The organism is Gracilibacillus sp. JCM 18966, from assembly GCF_055392695.1.
In genome coordinates, this window is sequence record NZ_AP043883.1 from 2,510,653 (window position 1) to 2,535,562 (window position 24,910).

At 37.0% G+C, this 24,910-nt stretch carries 18 protein-coding genes and 3 pseudogenes; 15 read left to right on the forward strand and 6 right to left on the reverse strand.

What is annotated here, in order from left to right; translation table 11 throughout:
- The first annotated feature begins 192 nt into the window (after window positions 1–192).
- From ACZ5N5_RS12020 to ACZ5N5_RS12030, 3 genes are all read left to right on the forward strand, one after another.
- Window positions 193–678: a hypothetical protein gene (locus ACZ5N5_RS12020; protein ID WP_464372547.1), complete on the forward strand. Its 486-nt coding sequence runs from the start codon at window positions 193–195 to the stop codon at window positions 676–678.
- The gene (locus ACZ5N5_RS12025; protein ID WP_464372548.1) at window positions 612–1,373 is read left to right on the forward strand and encodes a sensor histidine kinase; all 762 of its coding nucleotides are present in this window, start codon (window positions 612–614) and stop codon (window positions 1,371–1,373) included. The genes ACZ5N5_RS12020 and ACZ5N5_RS12025 overlap by 67 nt, the downstream gene beginning before the upstream one ends.
- A 202-nt stretch (window positions 1,374–1,575) precedes the next feature.
- Window positions 1,576–1,884, forward strand: coding sequence for a hypothetical protein (locus tag ACZ5N5_RS12030; protein ID WP_054860596.1), 309 nt, complete (start codon window positions 1,576–1,578; stop codon window positions 1,882–1,884).
- An 83-nt stretch (window positions 1,885–1,967) separates the two neighbouring features.
- On the opposite strand, the gene ACZ5N5_RS12035 is transcribed toward ACZ5N5_RS12030, so the two are convergent.
- Window positions 1,968–2,495, reverse strand: a complete 528-nt coding sequence (locus ACZ5N5_RS12035) for a hypothetical protein (RefSeq protein ID WP_054860597.1) — start codon at window positions 2,493–2,495, stop codon at window positions 1,968–1,970.
- A 124-nt stretch (window positions 2,496–2,619) separates the two neighbouring features.
- A complete protein-coding gene (locus tag ACZ5N5_RS12040; RefSeq protein ID WP_464372549.1) occupies window positions 2,620–3,036 on the reverse strand; it encodes a MerR family transcriptional regulator in 417 nt (138 codons plus the stop codon).
- 242 nt (window positions 3,037–3,278) lie between these two features.
- Between ACZ5N5_RS12040 and ACZ5N5_RS12045 the strand changes: the two genes are divergently transcribed.
- From ACZ5N5_RS12045 to gucD, 4 genes are all read left to right on the forward strand, one after another.
- Window positions 3,279–4,319 carry an alcohol dehydrogenase catalytic domain-containing protein gene (locus ACZ5N5_RS12045; protein ID WP_054788653.1) on the forward strand — a complete coding sequence of 347 codons (1,041 nt, stop codon included), beginning with the start codon at window positions 3,279–3,281 and terminating at the stop codon, window positions 4,317–4,319.
- Window positions 4,320–4,492: 173 nt separating this feature from the next.
- Window positions 4,493–5,251, forward strand: a complete 759-nt coding sequence (locus tag ACZ5N5_RS12050; RefSeq protein ID WP_464372550.1) for an IclR family transcriptional regulator — start codon at window positions 4,493–4,495, stop codon at window positions 5,249–5,251.
- Between the two features lie 140 nt (window positions 5,252–5,391).
- Window positions 5,392–6,291: a fumarylacetoacetate hydrolase family protein gene (locus tag ACZ5N5_RS12055; protein ID WP_109984999.1), complete on the forward strand. Its 900-nt coding sequence runs from the start codon at window positions 5,392–5,394 to the stop codon at window positions 6,289–6,291.
- Window positions 6,288–7,742: an alpha-ketoglutaric semialdehyde dehydrogenase GucD gene (gene gucD, locus ACZ5N5_RS12060; RefSeq protein ID WP_464372551.1), complete on the forward strand. Its 1,455-nt coding sequence runs from the start codon at window positions 6,288–6,290 to the stop codon at window positions 7,740–7,742. Before ACZ5N5_RS12055 ends, gucD begins: the two co-directional genes overlap by 4 nt.
- A 55-nt stretch (window positions 7,743–7,797) precedes the next feature.
- Here gucD and ACZ5N5_RS12065 read toward each other — a convergent pair whose 3' ends face one another.
- Window positions 7,798–9,792 carry a YjhG/YagF family D-xylonate dehydratase gene (locus ACZ5N5_RS12065; RefSeq protein ID WP_277678569.1) on the reverse strand — a complete coding sequence of 665 codons (1,995 nt, stop codon included), beginning with the start codon at window positions 9,790–9,792 and terminating at the stop codon, window positions 7,798–7,800.
- Between the two features lie 522 nt (window positions 9,793–10,314).
- Between ACZ5N5_RS12065 and ACZ5N5_RS12070 the strand changes: the two genes are divergently transcribed.
- Window positions 10,315–10,476 carry a hypothetical protein gene (locus ACZ5N5_RS12070; RefSeq protein ID WP_277678568.1) on the forward strand — a complete coding sequence of 54 codons (162 nt, stop codon included), beginning with the start codon at window positions 10,315–10,317 and terminating at the stop codon, window positions 10,474–10,476.
- Here the strand turns inward: ACZ5N5_RS12070 and ACZ5N5_RS12075 are convergent.
- Window positions 10,466–11,238, reverse strand: a pseudogene (locus ACZ5N5_RS12075) (protein kinase domain-containing protein). The gene ACZ5N5_RS12070 and the pseudogene ACZ5N5_RS12075 overlap by 11 nt on opposite strands.
- 181 nt (window positions 11,239–11,419) lie before the next feature.
- Here ACZ5N5_RS12075 and ACZ5N5_RS12080 point away from each other — a divergent pair.
- The 6 genes from ACZ5N5_RS12080 (at window position 11,420) to pdxA (ending at window position 20,717) form a co-directional block, all read left to right on the forward strand.
- Window positions 11,420–12,919, forward strand: a complete 1,500-nt coding sequence (locus tag ACZ5N5_RS12080) for an extracellular solute-binding protein (RefSeq protein WP_464372552.1) — start codon at window positions 11,420–11,422, stop codon at window positions 12,917–12,919.
- A gap of 77 nt (window positions 12,920–12,996) precedes the next feature.
- Window positions 12,997–15,276 carry a glycoside hydrolase family 95 protein gene (locus ACZ5N5_RS12085; RefSeq protein ID WP_464372553.1) on the forward strand — a complete coding sequence of 760 codons (2,280 nt, stop codon included), beginning with the start codon at window positions 12,997–12,999 and terminating at the stop codon, window positions 15,274–15,276.
- A 186-nt stretch (window positions 15,277–15,462) separates the two neighbouring features.
- On the forward strand, window positions 15,463–17,193 hold the full coding sequence (locus ACZ5N5_RS12090; RefSeq protein ID WP_464372554.1) for a PrpR N-terminal domain-containing protein: 1,731 nt from the start codon (window positions 15,463–15,465) through the stop codon (window positions 17,191–17,193).
- 221 nt (window positions 17,194–17,414) lie between these two features.
- Complete coding sequence (locus ACZ5N5_RS12095) at window positions 17,415–18,401, forward strand: 2-keto-3-deoxygluconate permease (RefSeq protein WP_464368215.1); 987 nt, start codon at window positions 17,415–17,417, stop codon at window positions 18,399–18,401.
- Between the two features lie 29 nt (window positions 18,402–18,430).
- Complete coding sequence (locus ACZ5N5_RS12100) at window positions 18,431–19,726, forward strand: four-carbon acid sugar kinase family protein (RefSeq protein WP_464368214.1); 1,296 nt, start codon at window positions 18,431–18,433, stop codon at window positions 19,724–19,726.
- Window positions 19,719–20,717, forward strand: coding sequence for a 4-hydroxythreonine-4-phosphate dehydrogenase PdxA (gene pdxA / locus ACZ5N5_RS12105; RefSeq protein WP_464372555.1), 999 nt, complete (start codon window positions 19,719–19,721; stop codon window positions 20,715–20,717). The genes ACZ5N5_RS12100 and pdxA overlap by 8 nt, the downstream gene beginning before the upstream one ends.
- 67 nt (window positions 20,718–20,784) lie before the next feature.
- Here pdxA and ACZ5N5_RS12110 read toward each other — a convergent pair.
- Both ACZ5N5_RS12110 and ACZ5N5_RS12115 read right to left on the reverse strand, forming a co-directional pair.
- A pseudogene (locus ACZ5N5_RS12110) lies at window positions 20,785–21,420 on the reverse strand (family 43 glycosylhydrolase); the annotation flags it as partial.
- Window positions 21,372–23,048, reverse strand: a pseudogene (locus ACZ5N5_RS12115) (IS1182 family transposase). The pseudogenes ACZ5N5_RS12115 and ACZ5N5_RS12110, both read right to left, overlap by 49 nt.
- An 89-nt stretch (window positions 23,049–23,137) precedes the next feature.
- Here ACZ5N5_RS12115 and ACZ5N5_RS12120 point away from each other — a divergent pair.
- On the forward strand, window positions 23,138–24,547 hold the full coding sequence (locus tag ACZ5N5_RS12120; protein ID WP_188699124.1) for an ISLre2 family transposase: 1,410 nt from the start codon (window positions 23,138–23,140) through the stop codon (window positions 24,545–24,547).
- Window positions 24,548–24,910: the final 363 nt, after the last annotated feature.

Genomic DNA, 24,910 nt, shown 5'->3' on the forward strand with positions numbered 1-24,910 from the left:
AAAAAATTTTAGCAAACTTAGCAGTAAATTTGAATGATGAGGATATTGAAACAAGACTAATTAACTGTATAGATAAATGTGTTTTTCGTTACCAATCTTAGCGATAGAGGATATTATTTTCCTTTATCGTTTTTTGCTATATTCATTAAATTTTCACAATACTTTATTATCCTAAAGGAAGGAGGGAGTAATATGCCATCTGCTTGGATGATTGGATCGCTTGTGATAAAAAGTGATTTAGTTGTATTAATTGGTAGTTTTATTGTGGGGTTTCTCTTCTTTTGGTTTATGAGCCCCCACTCAAAAATGGAAACAAAAAAGTGGATAGAAGAGGCCAGTAATCTACTGGTAGTATTTGTTATTACTTTATGGATTGGAAAGATTTTTACCAATCTTCACTCCTTTATCAGTGATCCAATTTCTATATTAGCATACCCAAGTGATTCGAAGGCGTTTTACATTGCTGTTTTACTAACGGTGATATTTGAGTCCTATAGAAAAACTAAGAGAGATAAGCAAGTCATTGATTTACTGTATACGTTTTTGAACATTTTTTTCACCGCATCTTTTACATATGAATTTATCCAAGTCATATCCAGATCAGAAATTTCATGGCAATCCAAAACCATGCTTCAGATGAAATGGGAGAATTTATTGATCACTTCAATCAATTGGTAGTACAGTTAAAAATAAAAGAACAGCAACGTCAAAGAATTGTATCTGATCTATCACATGAATTTCGCACACCATTATCCAACCTAAATGGGTATTTAAATGCATTGAAAAGCGGTTTGATTGAAGGAGATAGCAAATTGTATGAATCTCTTCTGAAGGAATCCAAACGATTAATAAAATTAGTTGAACAAATGGATCAATTAAAAGAGTGGGATGTTGATTCAGAACAGCCCTTGTCTGAAAAGGAGTCTACAAATATAGTAATTTTAATTGAACAATCGATAGAAATGTTTCGTTGGTTATTGAATAAAGAAGGGCTTCGTTGTGAGATGCAAGCAGAATATCAGAAGTTGCATCTCAATATTGGGGGAATTTCACAAGTGATTAGCAACCTAATCGATAATGCAATACGATATCATAAAGGGAATAGTCTAGTAACAATTAAAGGGGAGAGTCTCGATCAAGTGTACAGAGTCTCCATTACAAGTGAAGGTCAAACTATTCCTCAAGGAGAGCAGGCAAAAATATTCGAGAGATTTCATCGGATAGAAAACTCTAGAAGTCGTGAGCTTGGAGGAAGTGGACTTGGATTAGCAATATCAAAAGAAATTGTGGAAAGGCATAAAGGCAGCATAGGATTAATTTCAAATGGCAATAGACATACATTCTGGTTTACTTTACCAATTGAAGCACAGTAATAATAGTTGAGAAGGGTTGAAAATAAACTTTTGAAGGTAGACTTTCCTTGCCTATAGACATCTTGTTTGAAAATATAAACTGGAGAATTTATGCAAAGATCGATATGCTGTAAAAATTTTGGTATAATTACATTAAAGTGTGGAGCTTATAAGCAATTTCTAGTAGCACGTATGAACATTAAAAGCGTGAGGAGGTTCTTATATGGGGTTTGTTATGGCAATTGCTCCTGTTGTTATTATCGGTGGGATAGTAGTGTTTGTTCTGACAAGGCTTAAGCTTAAATATAATCAAGGTACCTTAGGGAAGAAAAAGTCAAAAAATGCTCAATATTTATTAGATAGTTTAATACCAATCGGAATGCTCTTTGGTTGTGCTATCGGTGTTATACTAGGTATATTTCTCCCAGTGTTTTTACACCTTACCGTTAGTTTAGGAGCTGGATTAGGCTTTTTATTTGGATACATTGCTTATGAAATTTATAGTAAGAAGGAATTTGTCATTGATAAATAGCTAAATAGAACGATATTATGGAATGTCTAAGCCATAAACCTTTAAGTATAAAGGATTATGGCTTTTTTTTGAAAATAGAAGGCTCAAATTAGATGACGATTCAGTAAATAATTAAAATGCAGAAATGTGCTAATCTGCGCCTCTGTAGTTGCTTTAGGTACAAAATCCCAACCCATTTTCTTTATATAATTTGCGTATTTTTCTTTTATTTGATTTTGTTGTAATGCCATTTCGATGTGTGCATTTTTTACATTCATATTCTTCATTAACATTGCAGATTGGTAATTTTCTATAGACATATTTTTTGCTGTACTATGTGATTCTAATGCAACCCATTTATTATTTTCATCATTCCCTGCTCTTTGGAAATTATATTTCTGTTCAAAAGTACTTAATTGCGGGACTTCTATATCGTTATGATAGCTCGGATTAATAAATGCTAACATAATCCATACATGAGTGCGCATTACTTCTTCTTGTAATTTTAGGATGTTTTGTAGTTCAGTGCTAGTTACTAAATTTTGATAGTATACTAACTTATGAATGACTCCATCATGTGCTAATAAATGCTCCGACATCAGGCCGAGATCAATTGCTGGTAACGAATTCATATAATCCCTCTTTCACTAGGCTGATTTACTACACTATATGACTAATCAAATTTTTTGTTCTAGTACGATGAATGAAGAATATAAAAAAATGCTGAGATCCTCAACAGGATTCAGCTATATGATCTTAATTAGAACTATAAATTTCTATTTTATTATTTTTATGAATATCTTCTGTCCCAGCATCTAATGCTTCTTGATAGTAGGAACACTTATATTCGATGAGTTCCATCGTTTTCTTAAGTTCTTCCATTTGTGCTACTACGCTAGCTTTTCTCTCCATAAACATATCATATCTTTCTTGTAAAGTAGAATCACCTTCAGAGCACCAATCGATAAATTTTTTAATTTCTTTAATAGGCATCCCAGTCGATTTGAGACATTCAATGACTCTTAATGCTTCGATATCAGACTCCTTAAATCTTCGTATTCCACTGTCGGTACGTTCTACGAAAGGAAGGAGTCCCTCTTTGTCATAATAACGTAATGTATATACCGTAAGATTCAATTCATGTGCCACTTCGCTAATAGAATAGGTTCTCATTATTTCTCTCCTCGTTTCATTTAAACTTCGAGTTAACTCTAAGAGTCTAAAAATATTATCACACCCATTCGTTATTGTCAAATCAATGTTTACGACAAACGTGATCGATGAAATGAGCCAAATAATCAAATAATGCTTGACCTAGAGTTAACTATAAGTAATATCATAATATTGCAAGGGAAATATTACGAATAATAGATTTTCTCTTGAATAACCAAAAAATTACTAGGAGGTTTTTATTCATGGTAATTGCTAAAGCACGGGCTGTTGATGGACCTGACAAATTATTTCGAAAAGCGGAAATTCAACGTCGTGATCTTGATTCACATGATGTATTAATTGAGATTAAGTACGCGGGTATCTGTCACTCAGACATTCATACCGCTCATGGAGAATGGGGAGAAGTGAACTATCCGCTTGTACCAGGACACGAGATTGCCGGTATTGTGACAGACATCGGTTCCGAGGTGACAAAGTACAAGGTTGGCGATCGAGTAGGTGTCGGATGTATGGTTGACTCCTGCGGTGAATGTGAAAACTGCCGTCAAGGAGAAGAACAATATTGCTTAGAAGGTAATGTCCCCACCTATGCGGGAGTGGACAAGTATGGTGAACCAACTCAAGGTGGGTATTCTACACATATAGTAGTAACGGAAGATTTTGTTGTTAGCATCCCAGAGAACATTTCACTTGATGAAGCAGCACCATTACTTTGTGCGGGTATTACAACATATTCCCCATTAAATCATTGGAATGCTGGTCCAGGTAAGAAAGTAGCGGTCGTAGGGATGGGCGGACTCGGTCATATGGCGGTCAAAATCGCACATGCCATGGGTGCAGAGGTTACCGTACTATCACAAACGTTGAGTAAAAGAGAAGATGGCTTGCAATTCGGTGCAAATGATTACTATGCCACTAGTGATCCAGCTACATTTGACAAGCTTGCGGGCACTTTTGACTTAATTATCAACACTGTAAGTGCAAAGATTGATATGAATGCTTACCTCTCGTTGTTAACACTTGATGGTACGTTAGTAAATGTTGGTGCACCTGCAGAGCCATTGGCAGTAAATGTATTTTCTCTTATCGGCCATCGACGCTCATTTGCGGGATCCATGATTGGAGGTATTCGTGAGACACAGGAGATGTTAAATTTTTGTGCAAAGCATAACATTGCTCCAAAAATTGAAACAATTTCTGCTGATAAAATTGATGAAGCTTATGAACGTGTACTAGCTTCAGACGTGAAGTATCGATTTGTTATCGACGTTAGTACCATGTAAGAGTATATAATAAGTATAGATGTCTTAAAGACTTATCTTTAGGGCATCTCCTTATATATTCCTCATGTATTATTAAACGGAGAAAGATTTATCTATTCTAAAATAGTTTTGATGATATAAAACATATATGATATACTTTCTCTAAGCAAAAAAATGAAAGAGGTTACATGCACATGCCGATCATCCAGTCTGTCGATAGAGCTTTAAGAATACTAGATTTATTTAATGAACATAACAGTGAAATGAAAATTACCGAAATTAGCAGAAAATTAGATCTAAACAAAAGTACCACTCATTCCTTGTTAAAAACATTAAAGGAACATGATTATATTAAGCAGGATGTAAATAGTGGCAAGTACAGCTTAGGATTAAAGCTGTTAGAACGTGGCCAGTTTATGTTAAATAGTATGGATATAAGAGAAATTGCTCGAAAGTACTTAATTGAATTATCTGTAACAACTGGTCAAACAACACATTTAGTGATATTAGAAGATATGTACGGTGTTTATATTGATAAGGTAGAGGGTGCTTCAGCAGTTGTATACTCCAGAATAGGAAAAAGAGTCCCCATCCACAGCAGTGCTGTAGGGAAATCACTAATGGCATTTAGACAGCAAAAAGAGACAGTGGAACTTTTGCAGAATTATGAGTTTTATGCTCAAACACCAAACACTATCACAGACAAGCAAGTATATCTAGATGAGCTGGTAAAGGTTAGGAAACAAGGTTATTCGGTTGATAATGAGGAAAATGAACCTGGCATCTATTGTATTGCCGTACCGATATTTGATCATACCAACAATGTAGTGGCGGCTATTAGTATCTCTACTACAAAACAAACTATTACACCAACACTGGAACAAAAAATTGTCCTTACACTTCAACAAACGTGTACGGATATTTCTAAAGCTTTGGGAAATAGAAAAATTTAAATAGACCATCAGTGGGAGAAAGAGTAACCCACTGATATGGATTTCATTTTATCTGTAAAAGGATAAATTTTTTAATAGTTATATTAATGAACGTAGTTTTATATTATAAAACTAAAGAGAAAAAAGGAGGAATTATTCAATTGAAGATAATCAGATTTAAAAAGGATTCGGGTGTAGAACAGCTTGCTGTTGTGAATGATGACAATCAAATCTATGAGTTATCTACAGATTCTTTTCAGGATCTAATTCGTCAGGCAGATAAGGCGAGCAAGAGCTGTAGCCAGATTATCGAAGAAGAAATAATAAGCAAAAAGCCAATGAATAAGGATCTAACAGAATTAGAATTGTTGACTCCTATTGTATCAGAAGAAGTGTGGGCTGCAGGCGTTACCTATTTAAAAAGTAAGGAAGCAAGAAATAGAGAAGCAAAGGTAGAAAGCAATTCTTTCTATGATAAGGTGTACGATGCGGAGAGGCCTGAGATTTTTTTGAAATCTACTGCTAGAAGGTTAATAGGTCCTAATGAACCAGTAGGTATTAGAACAGATTCAAATTGGCAGATACCTGAACCTGAATTAGCATTAGTCGTAAAAGCTGAAGGAGAGATTTTAGGCTATACAATAGGTAATGATATGAGTAGTCGTGATATCGAGGGAGAAAATCCACTGTATTTGCCACAGGCGAAAATGTGGAAGCACTCTTGTTCTATTGGGCCGTCCATTTTGTTAGCGGATACAATGATTGATCCTTATAACTTAAATATAGAATGTCGAATTACACGAGAAGGTGAAATAATATCGAAAGGGTCTGCCAACACGTCTATGTTGAAAAGGACATTTAAAGAATTAGTTTCTTATTTAATAAAAGATAACGACATTGTAGACGGAACCACGTTATTGACAGGAACATGTATTATTCCAGATGACAGCTTTACATTAGAAGAGGGAGATGTTATTGAAATAGAAATTGAGTCAATTGGCATCTTAAGAAATCCAGTTAAATTAGCCAGCAATATTCATAAAAAGGAGAGTCTAATATGAGTGGAAATGTATTCTTGAATTATATCGGTGGAGAATGGAAGAAATCATCCTCTGGGGAATTGTTAGAAAGCTATAATCCTGCAAAAAAGAATGAAGTAGTTGGAAGCGTGCAAAATTCTTCAAGCTCTGATTTAAATGAGGCAATAGCCCGTGCCAAAGATGCACAAAAAGCTTGGCGGAAATTATCCGGAGCAGAAAGAGGAAATTATTTGTATCAAGCAGCGACGTTTTTAGAAGAAAATCTGGAAGAAATTGCGACAACTATGACGAAGGAAATGGGAAAGTCCTTTCCTGAAGCACAAGGAGAAACAACTAGAGGTATTCAAATACTCAAATACTATGCAGGGGAAGGCATGAGATCTGATGGAGATCTCATCCCATCTACAGACGCTAGCGCACTTATGTTTAGTAAAAGAGTACCTATCGGTGTTGTCGGTGTGATTACTCCATGGAATTTTCCAGTCGCTATTCCAATCTGGAAAATGGCGCCAGCTTTAATATATGGTAATACGGTTGTTTTAAAGCCTGCAACGGAAGGGGCGGTGACAGCTGCTAAGGTAATCGAATGCTTTGAAAAGGCTGGTTTCCCAGCAGGTGTGGTGAATTTTGTAACAGGAAGTGGCTCTGTAATAGGTCAAGGATTGGCAGAAAATAAGGATGTCCATGCCGTTACATTTACTGGCTCGAATAACGTAGGAAAAAATATTGGAAAAATTGTCGCAGCACGTGGAGGGAAATATCAATTAGAAATGGGTGGTAAGAATCCCATTATCATAGCTGAAGATGCGAATATAGAAGCAGCAGTAGATGCCACTCTAAGTGGTGGATTGAAATCAACCGGGCAAAAATGTACCTCTAGCAGTCGTGTTATTGTTCAATCCAGTATTTATGAGCAATTCAAAAACCGTTTAATTGAAAAAGCAAAGAAAATTACAGTAGGTGATGGAATGGATCCATCAACTTGGATGGGGCCATGTGCAAGTGAAGGTCAGTTTAAGACAGTCAAGCATTATATTAATAGGGGAATAGAAGAAGGAGCAAGCTTAATACTAGGAGGTAAACAACTAACAGAGGGAGATTTAAAGGAAGGCTACTATATAGAGCCAACTATTTTCGAAGATGTAACTACTGATATGTCAATAGCTCAGGAAGAAATCTTTGGTCCTGTTTTGGCTTTGATGAAAGCAGATTCGGTGGAAGAAGCAATTGATTTAGCAAATGATGTGGAATATGGACTGAGTGCATCGATTTTTACTAAAAATATTGACCACATTCTATCCTTTATCGATGATATCGAAGCGGGATTGGTTCGGATCAATTCTGAAACAGCAGGGGTAGAATTGCAAGCGCCATTCGGGGGAATGAAGGCATCCAGTTCCTACTCAAGAGAACAAGGGCAAGCAGCAAAAGAATTCTTTACGACAACAAAAACAGTTTTTCTTAAAGGATAACAAAGAAAAAAAAGCAGAAACTCCTTCATATGGGTTTCTGCTTAATAGTTTGGGTTTAATAAGTCGATTCTTTCGTCTTCCTATTTTCCCTTAATACCCTCTCTCCAGCCTCTAATACTTCGATAATACGATCGACGTCATAAACACTACCTTTCCATGTACCACCACTTACTTTTTGCAAGGCAGCCCAAAGACGTGTATCATCAGGTAAATTGTCAGATGGCTTAATCTCTTTATTCATTTTTCTGGATGCAAGGATGCGAGCACCTTCTTCTGGTGTGATTTCACGTTCCTGCGTGCCTAAAAAGTTAATCGAACCCTCCAAGTTTTTAGCATCGATTCGTACTTCGATTAAATCGCCATCTTGTATTTTACCGATAGGACCATCAGCTAATCCTTCTGGCCCAACATGACCTATACAAGCACCTGTCGATACCCCTGAGAAACGAGCATCTGTAATTAACGTTACATATTTTCCATAGGATAAATGCTTTAACGCAGAGGTAACCTGATAGGTTTCCTCCATTCCTGTACCTAGGGGACCACAGCCGGTTAGAACCATGATATCGCCTTTTTTAATTTGTTGTGTTTTGATTGCCTCAATCGCGTTTGCCTCACTAGTGAATACTTTTGCCTCGCTTTTGTGATAATAAACTTTATTTTTATCTAATCTAGACGAATCGATCGACGTAGATTTAATAACAGCTCCCTCTGGTGCAAGGTTACCTGTGGGGAAGGTAACGGTAGAGGTTAGTCCTCGTTCTATTGCTTTCTCCTTTGACATAATGACTTCATCCGCATCAATCTGATCCTCTTCCTTTAGTTTTTCCTTCATTTTTTGTCGCCGTTCCGATTGTTCCCACCAATCTAAATTTTCACTAAGAGTATGTCCTGTCACCGTCATGACATGTTCACGTAGCAAACCTAAATTACGAAGATGTAGCATGACTTCTGGAACGCCACCTGCTAAAAAAGCACGTATGGTTGGGTGTGGAGTAGGACCATTTGGTAACACACTCACAAGACGAGGAGTTTTTTTGTTAATATGATGCCAATCTTCCAATGATGGTATTTGACATTTTGCAGCATGTGCGATTGCTGGAATGTGTAATAATAGATTAGTAGATCCACCGAAAGCAGCATGTACGACCATTGCATTATGAATAGCATCATCTGTGACGATATCCTTTGTTGTTATTTTTTTATTCTCCATTGCAATAATCGATCTGGCAGATTGACGAGCCATCTCTTTCCATACCTTTTGCCCTGATGGTGCTAGTGCTGCATGAGGAACAGTCATACCTAATGCTTCCGCAACTACTTGTGCTGTGGCAGCTGTTCCAAGAAATTGACATCCTCCACCAGGGGTAGCACATGCCATACAACCTAATTCGGCAGCTTCCTCTAATGATAATTCATTGTTAGAGTATCTTGCTCCTATCGTTTGAACCTTCCCAGCATCCTCCCCGTATAACGGAGGTAGAGTAACCCCTCCTGGTATGACAACAGTAGGTAAATCGTGCATAGATGCTAATGCAATGATCATTGCTGGCAAGCCTTTGTCACATGTAGCGATCCCGAGCACAGCATCCCTAGTAGGTAATGAGCGGATTAAGCGACGGTATACCATTGCCGCATCATTGCGATAGGGAAAGGAATCGAACATTCCTGTTGTGCCTTGTGATCTCCCATCACAAGGATCGCTAACATAGGCAGCAAAAGGAATCCCAGCTTGTTTACTAACTTCATTTGCTGCTTCCTTCATGAGTATGTCTACTTCCCAGTGTCCTGTATGGTAGCCTAATGCTAAAGGGTTACCATCTTCATCCTTTAGTCCGCCCTGTGTACTTAATAATAATACTTGCTTACCATCTAACATGTTAGGACTCCAACCCATTCCCACATTTTGTGACAACCCGAATAAATTTCCGCTTGGGGATTTCCTAAGCATTTGATCAGTCAGTGGTAGCTTGCCAACCGGACCTCTTGCCACGGTCTTAATATCATATATCTTTTCGGAATGATGCATTAATTGTTCTAATTTATTCATCGAGACACCTCTCTTTAAAGCGTTTACATTTGTAAATTAAGTATAAAAGTTAAATAGAGATGTGTCAATAATATAAAATATAGTTTTATATTATAAAACTATAGATTATTAAACATAAGGATATACTTATTAATACTTTAACCTAAATGAAGTTTTACCCGAGAAATAAGTTCTGAATAATTATATTGTTTGAAAAGTGAAAAAAGAGGATCGTTGATTAACAAAAAGGAGCTTGATAGTATGGACAAAAAATGCTTTGGTTTATAATATTCTAGGAATTATGGCGACCCTTACCCTTGGAAGTTTACCTCTTTTATTAGTATACTTTATAGCACAAGAGAAAATTGTTACAGGTCTTGTGGCTGGTTCGATAAAGGGGTAGAGTTTTAAGCCTGGACACTCCTCGAACAGAATCGAATAATTTTAATGAAACTATTAGCTTTATCTAATCGTACCTTAAACATGGAGGTTATGTTATGTTTAAAAAATTTATGAGAAAGATTTCACATGAGATGAAAAAGTATGGTAGTAGTAAGAGACATAGATACCATCGTTACAGTTCTAATAAAAGAAAACACCGCTATTACGGAAGTAGCAGTGGTCGTCGTCACCGTCATCCTTATTCAGGCTCACACCGTTATAAAAGACGTAGCTTCTTTGGGAGTAGCAGTAGCTAACTACTAAATTTTTTCAATGCGTGGTTTACATCTATTTGTATTTCCTCAGCAGAAGCGTAAGGTTTCTCAATTTGCAGTAACCTTTTCAAGATTCTCGTGGTGAGGTTATCAAGATTTAACTCCTCGGTCCATGGCTGATTTTTTTTAGACTTATCATCAAAGGTGGAGTATAGAATGAATAGTAAAAAGTCTCCTAAGTCATAGAAATCATCCTGGACCATTTCTTTCTTATTATCAGATTTGAATAATTCCGCTAGCCCAAAGTCGATTAAGTATGGTTGATTGTGATGGATGATGACATTCGGAATTCTAAGGTCTCGATGAGCAATACCTTGGTCATGTATAAAGGAGACAAGTTTCACCAGCTTTTTGAAAAATAACAAAGCATCCTTCTCATTAAATTTCTTTTTCTTTTTAAACAATGAATCCTCCAAATTAACTCCATCCATAAATGTCATCGAGAAAAATTTATTATTTTCATAAGTGAATGTTCGGACAACTTAGGAATGCTTGGATGGTCTAGCTTTCTAAGTATGGAAATTTCTTGCTTATACAACTCTTGATTCTCTTTTTTCTTACTTTTACGTAATTGTTTGACCACAAATTTCTGTTTGGTGTTTACCTCGATACATAAATAAACAATCCCATAACTCCCATCACCCAATACCTTCTCAACCTGATAACGGTCGTTCAAGAGGTGATTAGCAGAATATATTTTGTCTAAGAAGGCTTGCCGAATCCTTTTTATCATCCAATGTATTAATTCCATAGTTACCCCATCATTTTAAAAATATTAATTTAATTATAACAAATGAAAATAGCTAACACTATATATGAAAAATCAAAAAACAGTATAAAATAATCAAAATAAACTATTTTTATATGGAATAATATTATGTACAATACATGTAATGTTATCGATAACGTATAATTAAGAAAGGGTGATATGGATGAGAAAGCTTCAAGTTAAGCTATTGTTAGTATTTTGTCTTATGTCGTTGTTAGTTGCATGCAATAATGAAAGCGCTTCAAGTGGAGAGGATAATGATGGGGACAGTGATGGTCGTCCAACGATCCACTTTATGACTAACCTTTTAACTCCAAATGTCCCTAATGACAAAATCTTGACCAAAGTGGAAGAGGTCACAGGCTATAACTTAGAAATTGATTGGGTTCCTGATAATAATTATAATGAAAGATTAAATTCTGCTTTTGCCACAAATTCCCTTCCTGATGTAGTAGGTATCGGATTTCAACAAATTAATCAGTTTAAAGATGCTATTCGTGATGGTCAATTTTGGGAGATTGGTCCATATCTTGAAGAATATGAGAACTTGAGTAAATTAAAAGAAGAAATCATCAATAATTCCAAAGTAGATGGAAAAGTTTATGGAATATATCAGGGGCGTCCTTTATCAAGATCTGGTATTATTTACCGAAAGGACTGGGCAGATAATCTGGGTCTTTCAGCACCAACGACAACAGAGGAGTTCTATGAAATGGCTAAAGCATTTACTGAGGATGACCCAGATGGTGATGGAAAAGATAATACGATCGGCTTAACAGACCGAAATGATTTAATCTATGGTTCTTTTAAAACGATAGCTTCCTGGTTTGGTACACCGAATTATTGGGGAGAGAAGGATGGAGAAATAGTGCCTCAATTCATGTATCCTGAATATATCGAGACAATGGATTTTATCAAAAAATTGCATGAGAATGGATATATGAATCAGGATTTCCCTGTTACAAGTAAGGAAGATCAGACCGAGATGTTTAAAAACGGAACGGCTGGATTATACGTTGGTTCCATGTCTGATGTCAAAGCAATGTATGATGATGCATCAAAAATTAATCCCGATGTCGAATATGATGTTCAAAATTATGTAGAAGGCCCTCATGGGGAATATGGTATTTGGTCGATACCTGGATTTGGGAGTTTAATGCTGTTTCCAAAATCATCAGTTGGATCAGAAGAAGAGCTGAAAAACATATTGGAGTTTTATGATTATCTCATGACACCCGAAGTAGCTAATTTAGCGCTGTGGGGAGAAGAAGGGGTTCACTATGAATTAATCGATGGTCGAGCTAAGGTAATTGATCAAACAAAGTATGATGCAGAGGTTAGACCATATAAGATCTTTGAGATTGGTGAACCAGAAACAAGTGGAAAATATGAACCTTATAATGAATATGAACCAGCTATAAAAGCAATAGAGTTGGAAAAGGATAATGAAAATTATCTTATTAAAGATCCAACCGTCACCCTAGATTCGGAAACTTACGCGAAAAATGCTGGACAGCTAGATCAAATTATTTCAGATGCAACCTATCAATATATGCTAGGAGAAATGGATGAAGATGGATTCCAGGCAGCCATTAAAAAATGGGAAGAAGCCGGAGGATCGGATGTATTAAAGGAATTTAATGAGAGTTTGAAAAATCAATAAAATGGATAATGAATGGGTGGAATCAATTTAACAGGATGATGTTTTCACCCATTTCCATAAAAAGGTGAGGTGTTTCAATGGGAAAGATACTTTGGTACAATAATCCCGCTTCTAATTGGAACGAAGCATTACCAATTGGAAATGGTCGACTTGGTGGTATGGTATATGGTGAAGTAGTAAAAGAAAAAATTCAATTGAATGAGGATTCCGTTTGGTATGGAGGACCAAGAGATAGATTGAATCCAGATGCTCTAGATCATTTGCCTAAAATAAGAAAACTCCTATCTGAAGGAAAACTACAGGAAGCGGAGGAATTAGCTAGGTTAAGTTTCTCGGGTATTCCTATGAGTCAACGTCATTATGAGCCATTAGGTGAGTTGAATATTCTTTTCAAAGGATTGGAAGGTTTCAAAGATTATAAGCGAGAGCTTGATCTCGATACAGCCATCGTTAAGACATCCTTTTCAGTAGATAATCGTACCTACAAAAGAGAGGTTTTTACAAGCTACCCTGATCAGATTATGGTAACAAGATTAACTTGTACAGAAACTAATTCCATTACCTTCCAGTTGAATTTAGACAGAGGAAATAGTAGGAACTTAGATGAAAACAGTGCTCTTTCTGATACTAGTATCTTAATGACAGGGGAGACAGGTGGAAAAGGTGGTATTTCTTTTTCTACTTTAGTAAAGGTTATTGCAGAGGATGGAGAAGTGAACACGATTGGTAATCGAATATGTGTTAATAATGCAAGTGCAGTCACGATTTTATTAAGTGCTGCTACCACTTTTCGATACCAGGATCCTACACAGCAATGCAAGAGAACAATAGAACAAGTGAAAGTGATAGATGATGAGCTTTTGAGAAGGAGGCATATAGAGGATTATCAAAAGCTATTTCATCGTGTCGAATTAGATATCACCGATCATTCTGAGACAGCTGAATTTATACCTACTGATGAAAGGTTAGAAAACCTTAAACAAGGAGGAACAGACCTAGATTTAATCAGTACGTATTTTCATTTTGGACGTTATCTAATGATTGCTTGTAGCCGGCCAAACTCTTTACCTGCGACCTTACAAGGTATTTGGAATGATCAAATGCTTCCACCTTGGGATAGTAAATATACCATCAACATTAATACACAGATGAATTATTGGCCAGCAGAAGTATGTAATCTCTCAGAATGCCATGCACCTTTACTGAAACATATTGAGAAAATGAAAGAGACCGGAAGAATGACAGCGCAAAAGATGTATGACTGTCAAGGATTTACCGCACATCATAATACCGATATTTGGGGCGATACAGCTCCACAGGATATTTATACACCAGCAAGCTATTGGCCATTAGGTGCTGCCTGGATCTGTCTCCATCTTTGGGAGCATTTCGAATATACAGGTGACATCGAGTTTCTTCATGAAGCTTATGAAACAATGAAGGAAGCTGCTTTATTTTTTGTTGATTATTTAGTAGAAAATAGCGAAGGATGGATGATTACTACACCATCTGTCTCACCTGAAAATACTTATTTACTTCCAAATGGCGAGAAAGGGAATCTATGTGAGGCACCTTCTATGGATAGTCAAATAATCTACGCCTTATTTACTAGCTGTATCAAAGCAAGTGAATTGATGAAAAGTGATGAGGTTTTTCGTCAACAATTGATCGATATTAGGGCAAAATTGCCAAAAATCCAAATAGGAAAGCATGGTCAAATTCAAGAATGGCTAGAGGATTATGAGGAAGCGGAGCCTGGTCATCGTCATATTTCTCATTTATTTGCATTACATCCTAGCAATCAAATTTCGCCAATAACTACTCCGGAATTAGCCAATGCAGCGGTCGTAACTTTAAATAGAAGATTAAAACACGGAGGAGGCCATACCGGTTGGAGTAGGGCATGGATTATTAATATGTGGGCACGTTTATTTAGGGGTGAGGATGCCTATCAGAATATTCTAGAACTATTAAAGCAATCTACCTTGCCAAATTTATTCGATAATCATCCACCATTCCAAATTGATGGAAACTTCGGTGGAACTGCTGGAATTGTAGAGATGATCGTCCAAAGTCACCTTCAAGAAATCCATCTATTGCCATCAGTTCCAAAGGCATGGAGAAATGGTTATGTAAAAGGGTTAAAAGCAAGAGGTGGTTATGAAATAGAATTAAAATGGCAGAATCATCGATTGCGATATGCTTCCATCTTTTCCAGCCAATCAAGAAAGTGTCGAATAAGGATTCCTTCATCTTATAGTGTTTCTATTGATGGATCTCCATTAACAGAGGTTGATGCTTGTTTATATGAGCTTACCGTTCGTGAAGGGGAAATGTACAGACTTGATTTTGCATAAGAATTGAAAATGGTGGTAGAAGAAATGCTCCGATGACAGTGCATTAAGAGGGGCATTTCTATTTAGGTTAAAGAGGATTAAGTAAGGAGGTGAGGGAATATCCAATACCTCTTCTTAATGACATTTTTACGAGTTTATGACATAATAATAGTGTTGAATAATGCAACAAGTGAGGAGTAATGTGAAATGATTAAGGCACTATTGATCGCACCATACTCAGGTTTAGCAGAAATAGCGAAAAAAACGGTCTTACCGAATGATGTTCAATTAGATGTTGTCATCGGAAACTTGGAAGAAGGGTTAAAAATAGCTCAAAAAGCTGAAAAACAAGGATATCAATTGGTGATTAGTCGTGGTGGAACGGCTACAATGATTCAAGATGCTATTTCTATACCTGTAGTTCATATCGATATTACTGGTTATGATATGCTGCGAGTGTTTACCCTTTTACGTGGACTTGAAGGTGGTGTTGCATTAGTCGGTTATCCTAATATATCAGAAGGCGCTAACACTATTTGCAATATTTTAGAATTTAATGTCAAAATGATTACGATTAAAGATAGAAAAGAAGTTAGAGGACATTTACAACGATTGAAACAAGCTAACTTTTCCGTTGTTATAGGGGATGTTATTACTGTTCAAGTTGCGGAAGAGCTTGGATTGCGGGGAGTGTTAATAGCATCTGGAAGGGAGGCGCTTATGGATGCTATCGAGGAAGGGAAGCGCGTTTATCATTTCTTTCGTAAGGTTAATCGTCATTTTAATTACTTGAGAAATGCTTTTACTAATACTCCATTGCCAATCGTACTATTGGACCAGCGACAGAACATCATTGCAAAAAATGCCAAATTCGATCAAGATATTCAACCTCAACAAGTCTCCAAATCTTCTACTATTGCGCAATTAATTCAGCGAGTAATAACAGGTGAAGGTACACATTGGACTGAATTAAGAGAAGGGGATAATTGCTATGATGTTCAAGCGTTTATCGTTAATAAAATTGAAGGAATTGTCGGATTAATATTCCATTCCCCTTTATTAAATAAAAAAATCCAATCCGTAACTATTTATAATAGTGTAGGTCATGTACCTATCCTTGGTGATAGTTCCTTTGCTCGAAGATTAAAGGAAAATATCGGACATTATGTACGTATTGATGAACCTATGTGTGTGATGGGTGAACAAGGTGTAGGAAAGCTTACTCTTGCAAAGGAAATACATTTTCAACGGTTTGGTCTGGATGCACCTCTAATGATAATTGATGGTGAAAAGGTAACAGATTCGGAGATAAAGACGATTAAAAGTAAAATAAATCGATTGGATAAAGGGACCCTGTTGATAAAAAATATAGAAAAATTGACTGGGGCATTATCAGCCACGATGGAAGAAGTCATAAGTTTATTCACTCATTTGAAAGTAATTACGTTAACGAACCGAACATTGGATCATTTAGTTGCAGAGGGAAGTTTCTCGAAAGAGCTTTATCAACAGATTATGAAGTATCCGTTACATATTCCACCATTAAGGCAGAGAAAAGACGATATCCAGGCATATGTTAATTTCTTTATTACGGAGTTTCACACGCGAGAAGGAATGGAGACATTGGGAATGAAACAAGAGGCAGTGGAACTAATGCAACAATATAATTGGAAAGGTAATCTCAGTCAATTAAAACAAGTTGTACGTGAATTAACGCTGTTATCAGATGGAAGCTATATTGAATATTCACAAGTGGAACAATTGTTAGCTCAATTTGAAAACGAAGAGATAAATGAATTATCCTTACAAGGAACATTGAAGGAAATAGAACAACAGATTATAAAAACTGTCTTAACAGAAGAAAATCATAATCAATCTAAAGCAGCCAATCGCTTAGGGATCAACCGTTCAACATTATGGAGAAAGCTGAAGTCATAATGTTTATTATGTTATAAAGATAACAAAAGACTCGGAGATAATACCGAGTCTTTTGTTGTTGCAAAATAAAACAATTATTTTATAAAGTTTAAGTAATTTGCCTTTTTTATAAAAAAAAGTGTTGCAATTTATTGTTATTTTTAATATAATCATAAATGTAAACGGTTTATGTTTTTAGGTGTGTTGCAAAAGATAACAAATTAATTGGGGGAGGATTTACTATGAGAATAAAAGCAACCTTAGAGAAAATACCAGGTGGAATGATGGTTGTTCCGTTATTACTAGCTGCCGTATTAAATACATTTGTACCTGATTTATTAAGAATAGGTAACTTTACTCAAGCGTTGTTTGTAGATGGGGCGAGTACATTAATCGCATTATTCTTACTATGTACTGGTGCTCAAATAAACGTAAGAAGTGTTGGTGTTAGTCTTGGAAAAGGCGCAACATTATTGGCAACAAAATGGATAGTAGGTGCTGCTGTAGGGTTGATTGCTTACATGTTTGCTGGAGACAATGGATTATGGTTAGGTCTTGCGCCAATTGCAATAATTGCAGCGATGACAAACAGTAATGGAGGACTTTATGTAGCAATGGTAGGTCAATATGGCGATAAGACAGATAGGGCAGCTTATTCGCTACTTGCTTTAAATGATGGACCATTCTTTACAATGGTAGCGTTAGCTATTTTTGGCGCAATGGGATTTGTTGATGGTATGTTCTCATTTGTATCCTTTATTTCTGTCCTATTACCAATTTTAGTTGGTATGGTACTAGGTAATCTAGACGTTGAGATGAGGGAGTTTTTAGACAAAGGAAGCTCGATGTTAATCCCGTTCTTTGCATTTTCACTAGGTATGGGAATTGATTTTAAAAGTATTATTGAAGGCGGATTATCAGGAATTATTCTCGGATTATTAACTGTGTTTGTTACTGGTACAGTTGGATACCTCGTATTTAAAGCATTAAAATGGAATCCGATTGCAGGTGCTGCAGAAGGATCTACAGCCGGTAATGCCGTAGCAACGCCTGCAGCAATAGCAGCTGCTAGTGCAAGCTTTGCAGTAAATGTTGATATTGCAACTGTACAGGTTGCAGCATCAACGGTGACAACTGCCGTTCTTCTACCATTTTATATTGCCTTTTTAGTGAAACGACTAGAGAAAAAAGGGGTACGTTTACCAGACGATTACGTTATCAATGAATGAGTTTAATATCGATAGAATGAGGGATCAACATGAGTAGACTATTAGGAATTATTGCAGATGATTTGACTGGGGCAAATGATAGTGGCGTACAATTAACTGAAAAAGGAGTCAAAACCTCGGTGTTGTTTGATATCCCTGAGCACTCTCATAATTTAGATAGTGGATTAGTGATCGATACAAATTCACGAGCATTATCGAATCAAGAAGCTAGGTCAATTACAAAGCAAGCCGCTTTATTTCTTAAAGAAGCTGGTTATCGCTATGTCTATAAAAAAATGGATTCGACATTAAGAGGTCATATTGCTACAGAGTTACAAGCACTATCTGAAGTGTTTTCGCCAGAGTTTGTTATCATTGCTCCTGCCTTACCTGCATATGGAAGAACAACTAAGGATGGGGTTCATTATGTGAATGGCATAAAGCTATCAGAAACGGAAGCTGCCAAAGATCCAAAGCACCCTGTTAGACAATCATATATACCAAGTTTGATAGAAGATGAAATTGATGAAGCGGTAGGTTTATTAACTACAGAAGATATAAAAGGATCTACTTTACAGGCAAAACTACAATCTTATCAAGTAAAAAATATTCAATATATTGTTTGTGATGCAGAATCTCAAGAAGAATTATTACAAATGGCACAAAAGGTTGTAAAGATTTCTGAAAATATCATTTGGGCAGGTTCAGCAGGTTTAGCTGAAGTACTGCCAGAAGTATTAGGAATTAGTCAAAAGATGGGGAAACATTCATTGACTAAATCTGAGCATGTTATGACAGTATGCGGAAGTTTGTCTCAAGTAACACAACATCAAGTACGGTTTGCAGCGGAACAGGCGGACGTTACAGCTATTGAATTAGATCCAATTCAAATGTTTACGAATGATTGGGAAATGCTAAAAGACAATCATATTGAAAAATGTGTAGATGTGATTAAGTCAGGTGATGATATTGTCGTTTATGTGCCTTCGAATGAACAAATTCGTGACAAGGTGAAACGAATTGGACGAAAACGAGATTTGTCTGACTATCAAATCGGAGAACACATCTCACAATCAATTGGTGAAATTGTTGTAGGGGTATCTGAGAGAAATAAGAATCTATCCGGACTTGTTTTAACTGGCGGTGATACAGCAAAAGAGGTTGCTCGTCAGTTAGGTGGAATTGGCTTTCGTTTGTTGAAACAATTGGAAGCAGGAATCCCGGTTGGTACATTGATCGGAACAGAGAAAGAATTTAGAATTGTAACTAAAGCAGGCGCATTTGGCAACCAACAGTCTATTTATCATGCCATGCAAGTATTGAAGGGAGTTTTAAACAATGAGTAAAAAGCCAATTATAGGGATTACAATGGGAGACGCTGCAGGTGTAGGGCCTGAGGTAATCGTGAAAAGTCTGCAACATAAAGAGGTTTATGAACAAGCTCATCCAGTAGTAATTGGTGATGCTAACATGCTAAAACGAGCTGCTGATATTTTGGATGTGGAGATTACAGTAAAATCGTTCGATCATCAAGCAGATTTTACAGAAACAGCTTTTGGCGAGATTGCATGTGTAGACTTAGATTTACTGCCAGAAAACCTTCCGTTTGGAGAGGTTTCTGCTGATGCAGGTAATGCAGCATTTCAATATTTGAAAACAGCCATTGAACTAGCAAATGAGAAAAAAATTGATGCGATTTGTACAGCCCCACTAAATAAAGAAGCGCTGCACAAAGGCGGCCATATTTATCCAGGCCATACCGAAATTCTTGCGGAGTTAACCGATACAAAAGATTTTTCTATGATGCTATCATCGCCTAAGTTAAAAGTGATCCATGTAACTACTCATATGGGCCTTATTGATGCGATCAACAGCATTGAACCCGAGCGTGTATACAATGTTATTCGGTTAGCGCATGATACCCTTTATAAATCAGGGGTTAAGCAACCGAAGATTGGCGTTTGTGGCATTAATCCACATGCAGGAGAAAATGGCTTGTTCGGAAATGGAGAGGAAGAAGAAAAAATTGATCCTGCTATCCAACGTGCGAAGAAGGAAGGGATTGATGTCGAAGGAGCTTTACCAGCAGACACGCTGTTTTTCCGTGCGCAACGTGGTGATTTCGATATAGTAGTTGCAATGTATCATGACCAAGGACATGGTCCAATTAAAGTGCTTGGCCTTGAAGCAGGAGTGAATATTACGGTCGGACTACCCATTATTCGTACAAGTGTTGACCATGGTACAGCATTTGATATAGCAGGAAAAGGCATGGTTGATGATGGAAGTATGATCGAAGCTATACACCAAGCAATCGAATTATCACCTGAAAAATAATGAAAAGGGAAACTGGTCTATTTTTGGGATATAGACCAGTTTTTGCTACATTGTCATATCAATCCTTTTAATAGGTTGGCCACCCATTAGAATCCCAATACAAGTCATTTATTAATAATCTTGGTGCGCCATTATTATTGGCATCATATGCATGGCGGACAATTACATTATTATTATAAACATCCTGGTGACCTGGTCCGATCCAACGTTCATTACCAGCATCCAAGATGGTTCCTCCCCCATTCAGCATGTTCACACCATTTTTATCATAGTAAGGTCCTGTTATGTTTTTAGATCTGCCATAGGCAATTTTGTAGTCACTATCTACACCGCGGCAGCAGTGATCAAAGGATACAAATAAGTAATAATAACCATCCTTATAAGTGATGTTAGGTGCTTCAATGGCATGGTCTGATACATTTGGTCTTGCAGCAATGGAATAAATTTGACCAGTAGGTTTCATTGTATTAGGATCTAATTTCGTTAGTTTAATACCATTCCAAAATGAACCAAATGAAAGCCATGGTTGGCCATTTTCATCCATGACTAAATCTCCATCAATCGCATTAAAGTTGTCTGAGGTAGTTGAACGGATAACTAAGCCATCATCTCTCCAATTATCTGATGTAATACTATCAGTCGAAGTTAAACTAATTAGTGAGTTATTCGAGCCAAATGAGGAAACAGAGTAGCCAAAAAAGTATAGAAAATGGCACTGAACAAAATAATTTGTTCAGTGCCATTTTTTGTTTGTTTATTTGCCATTTTTATCAGAAGTCTTCCATCCTTGGCGGTATACTTTCTCAAGTTTACCGCCATAAACGCAAACCCTAATTCATTTTTCACTTTGTCTTTGCCTCTCAAAGACATGCGAGTGAAACCCAAATTAGCCTTCAAGAATCCAAAAACTGGTTCTACATCGATTTTACGTTTACCATATAATTCGCCAGTTTTCTCATCTGAAAGCTTCGCTCTCACATATTCTTTTTGTATTTCCCACTTCTCGTTGTAGAGAACTTTGCGATTGTTTCCTTCTTTCGCCTTCGTACAAAGCGAGTGTAGAGGACAATCGGTACAGTCTTCACATTCATACACTTTGTACTGTCGTGAATAACCATATCTATCTGTTCGATTGGATAGATAGCTAAACGATACTCTTTTGCCGTTTGGACATGTGTAGGTATCTTCTTCTTCATTGAATGGCCAATTATCTACATGAAAAGGGTTGTTTTTATATTTCTTTTTCTTCTCCTTTCGGTATTGATTGTAAATAATAAGGGGAGTTCGTTTTCTGTGTTCGATAATATCTTCATAATTTTGTTCACTACCGTAACCTGCGTCCGCAACAATATAAGGAGGCAACGTAAAGTAGTTTTTATCTATATGATCAAGAAAAGGAATTAAAGTACGTGTATCCGTAGGATTTGGGAAAACGTCGTAAGCTAAGGCATACTGACCTTCGGTCGCAACTTGCACATTATAACCAGCCTTTAATTGTCCGTTCTTCATGTAATCGTCTTTCATACGCATAAACGTGGCATCAGTATCCGTTTTAGAATAACTGTTGCGGTCGCCAAAAATTTTCATATCATTTTGATATTTTTGTTTCCGTAGTATAAAATCTTTAAACTTGTTACGAGCTTGTTTGGGTGCTTTCCTTTCAGAACGCAATTGTTTCCGTTCGCTCACCACTTCACTCGTTTTAATTTTTTCATCGTACTCTTTCACTTTTTCATCGAGTTTTTCCACTACTACTTCCAGTTCATCCATCGTTAGCTCGTCAGGGCTTTCACGTTCTATTTCTGGGAGGATTTGTTTTTCTAAAAGTTCATCATACATGTGATTTGATTTCTCCATCAGATTGGCACTGTACTTCTCCACGGATTTCCGCCATACAAACGTAAACTTATTCGCGTTTGCTTCAATCTTTGTTCCATCAATAAAAATGGCTTCTTCCTCAATTAAATCTTCTTTGACTAACTGGGAACGAAATTGAACAAAGCATTCCCTCAGTAATTCTTCAACTAAGGGATGGGAACGGAATCGGTTGATTGTACGATAACTCGGTTCATGGCCTTGAGCTAACCACATCATTCGAACACTGTCTGCTAACATCGCTTCCATCTTTCTCCCTGAGAAAGCAGATTGCGTATAGGCGCACAAGATTATCTTCAGCATCATTCAAGGATGATAAGCAGGACAACCAGTTTTTCGAAGAAAACCCTTGAACGCTTCCTCCGGAATGCTTTCCACTAATTCATTGATGGCAAAAGCAATATCACCTTCTCGTAATTTAACTTCTAGTATGTGTAAAATAGTTCTCGGTGGTATTTCTACAAAATCCTAGCCAAAAAAGAAGAGGCACTCTATCATAAATGTATGCCTACCAGAGCAAATACATCGTAGAAAGAGGCCTCTTCATGAATACTATTATATCAAAATTATACAGATTAATACACCAAACAGATAATTTAATTGATTTCGAGGAAAGTGTTCGTACCTTGATGTATGAGTTGTTTGCGTCCTTGTTGGGGGACGTATTCACCAATATGAACACTGTCATTGTGAAGAAAAAACAAGCGGAAGGCTGGAGGGTTGAAAGAAATGACGAAAGGGAAATTCAATTCACTTTTGGTGGAGTGAGATTTACACATACGCTTATGCATGATTTAGAAGGTCATTCCCACTATCCTTTTGATGAATGGATTGGATTTAAAAAGTACAAGCGTAGAAGTCCTTTTGTAGAAGTAAAGGTTGCCGAAATGGCCGCTGAAAGTACCTACAGAGAAGTGGCTCATGTACTGAAGGAGTGGACAGCTGTAGATATTAGTCACGCAACGGTTGGAACGATTGTGAGAGAGGTTGGGAGAGCACAAGCTATAGCGGATAAGGACATGGTCATTGATTTAGAGGATTCCGCTGAATTGCCAGAAGGTGAAAAAGTTGAGTTTCTTTATGCAGAAGCTGATGGGGTATTCGTTAGGGGAACGGAAAAGAAAAAGAGTCACGAGGTAAGCCATGCGATTATTTACGAAGGCTGGGATAAGAGTGGGAAACGCGTATCTTTGCGTAATCAGAAAGTGCTTATGACAACCAAACCAACCTCGGAATTTTGGAAAGAAGTTCAGGCACTTACTGCCAATCATTATTCTTTGGAAAAGACACGAGTTGTAACGAATAGTGATGGTGGAGCCGGTTACACAGCTGAGAAGTTTCAAGAAGCCTTTTCCCAGTCAGAATATCCTGTTCTAAACCAACTAGACCCTTACCATGTATTCCAAGGGCTTAATCGAGCACTTGGTGCCAAACAGAGTGACTATAAAACGGAATTACGAAAAGCGTTAGAGAATCATGACTTAGAGCATTTTAACTTATGGCTGGATACTTACGAAAGCACGCTTGAAGACTCCAAAAAAACCGAAAAAGTTAAGGTGTTTCGTACGTATATCTTGAACAATTGGGATCGTATTTTGAATTGGAAAAAGCGTATAGATAATCCTCCAGAAGACGCAAGAAATCTAGGTGCGATGGAATCGAATCAGCGACGTGTTACTTACCGTATGAAGAAACGAGGCATGCATTGGAGTCCAGAGGGCGCAGAGGCGATGGTAAAGGTAAAACAAGGCATACTAAACGGCACCTTACGAGAAGTTTATCTTGCGGATCTTAAACGAAGTGCAAGAAAGCAACGAGAAGTGAAGAAGGTTGTCCGCATGTCTTCTTATTTGCATCAACCTACACGCCCGTCGATGGGTGCTAAGCAAGGCGTAATCGGTGTGTATGCACCTCATTCATCCGCCATAGGAAAGCTAGCTAAAAGTTTTAGATAACCATCCTGGCATTTTAAGTTAGGTTCTTGGTCTTTAGAACGTAACTTAAAATGACGGGGAACCAAGCGAAGACATTCGCGCGGTAGCTGGAAAAGCGTACAAATTTAGAGTGCCAGAAATACTGGGATGAATAGGGTACCGAGAAAAGTTTGACACAAACTAACTTCTAAATCTAAAGGCAAAATAACTTGATTCATGGTATAATGTTTAAACATAAGGACATCCTTTCTGGATTATGGTTTGCTCACTTTAATTCTATCAAAGGGTGTCCTTTTTGTTTATCTAAATTTCGTAGAAATTCTAAAAAACGTGGCACCTTCACTATGCTTAGTGTCGGTGTCACGTAATTTCTATTTTTCTGGG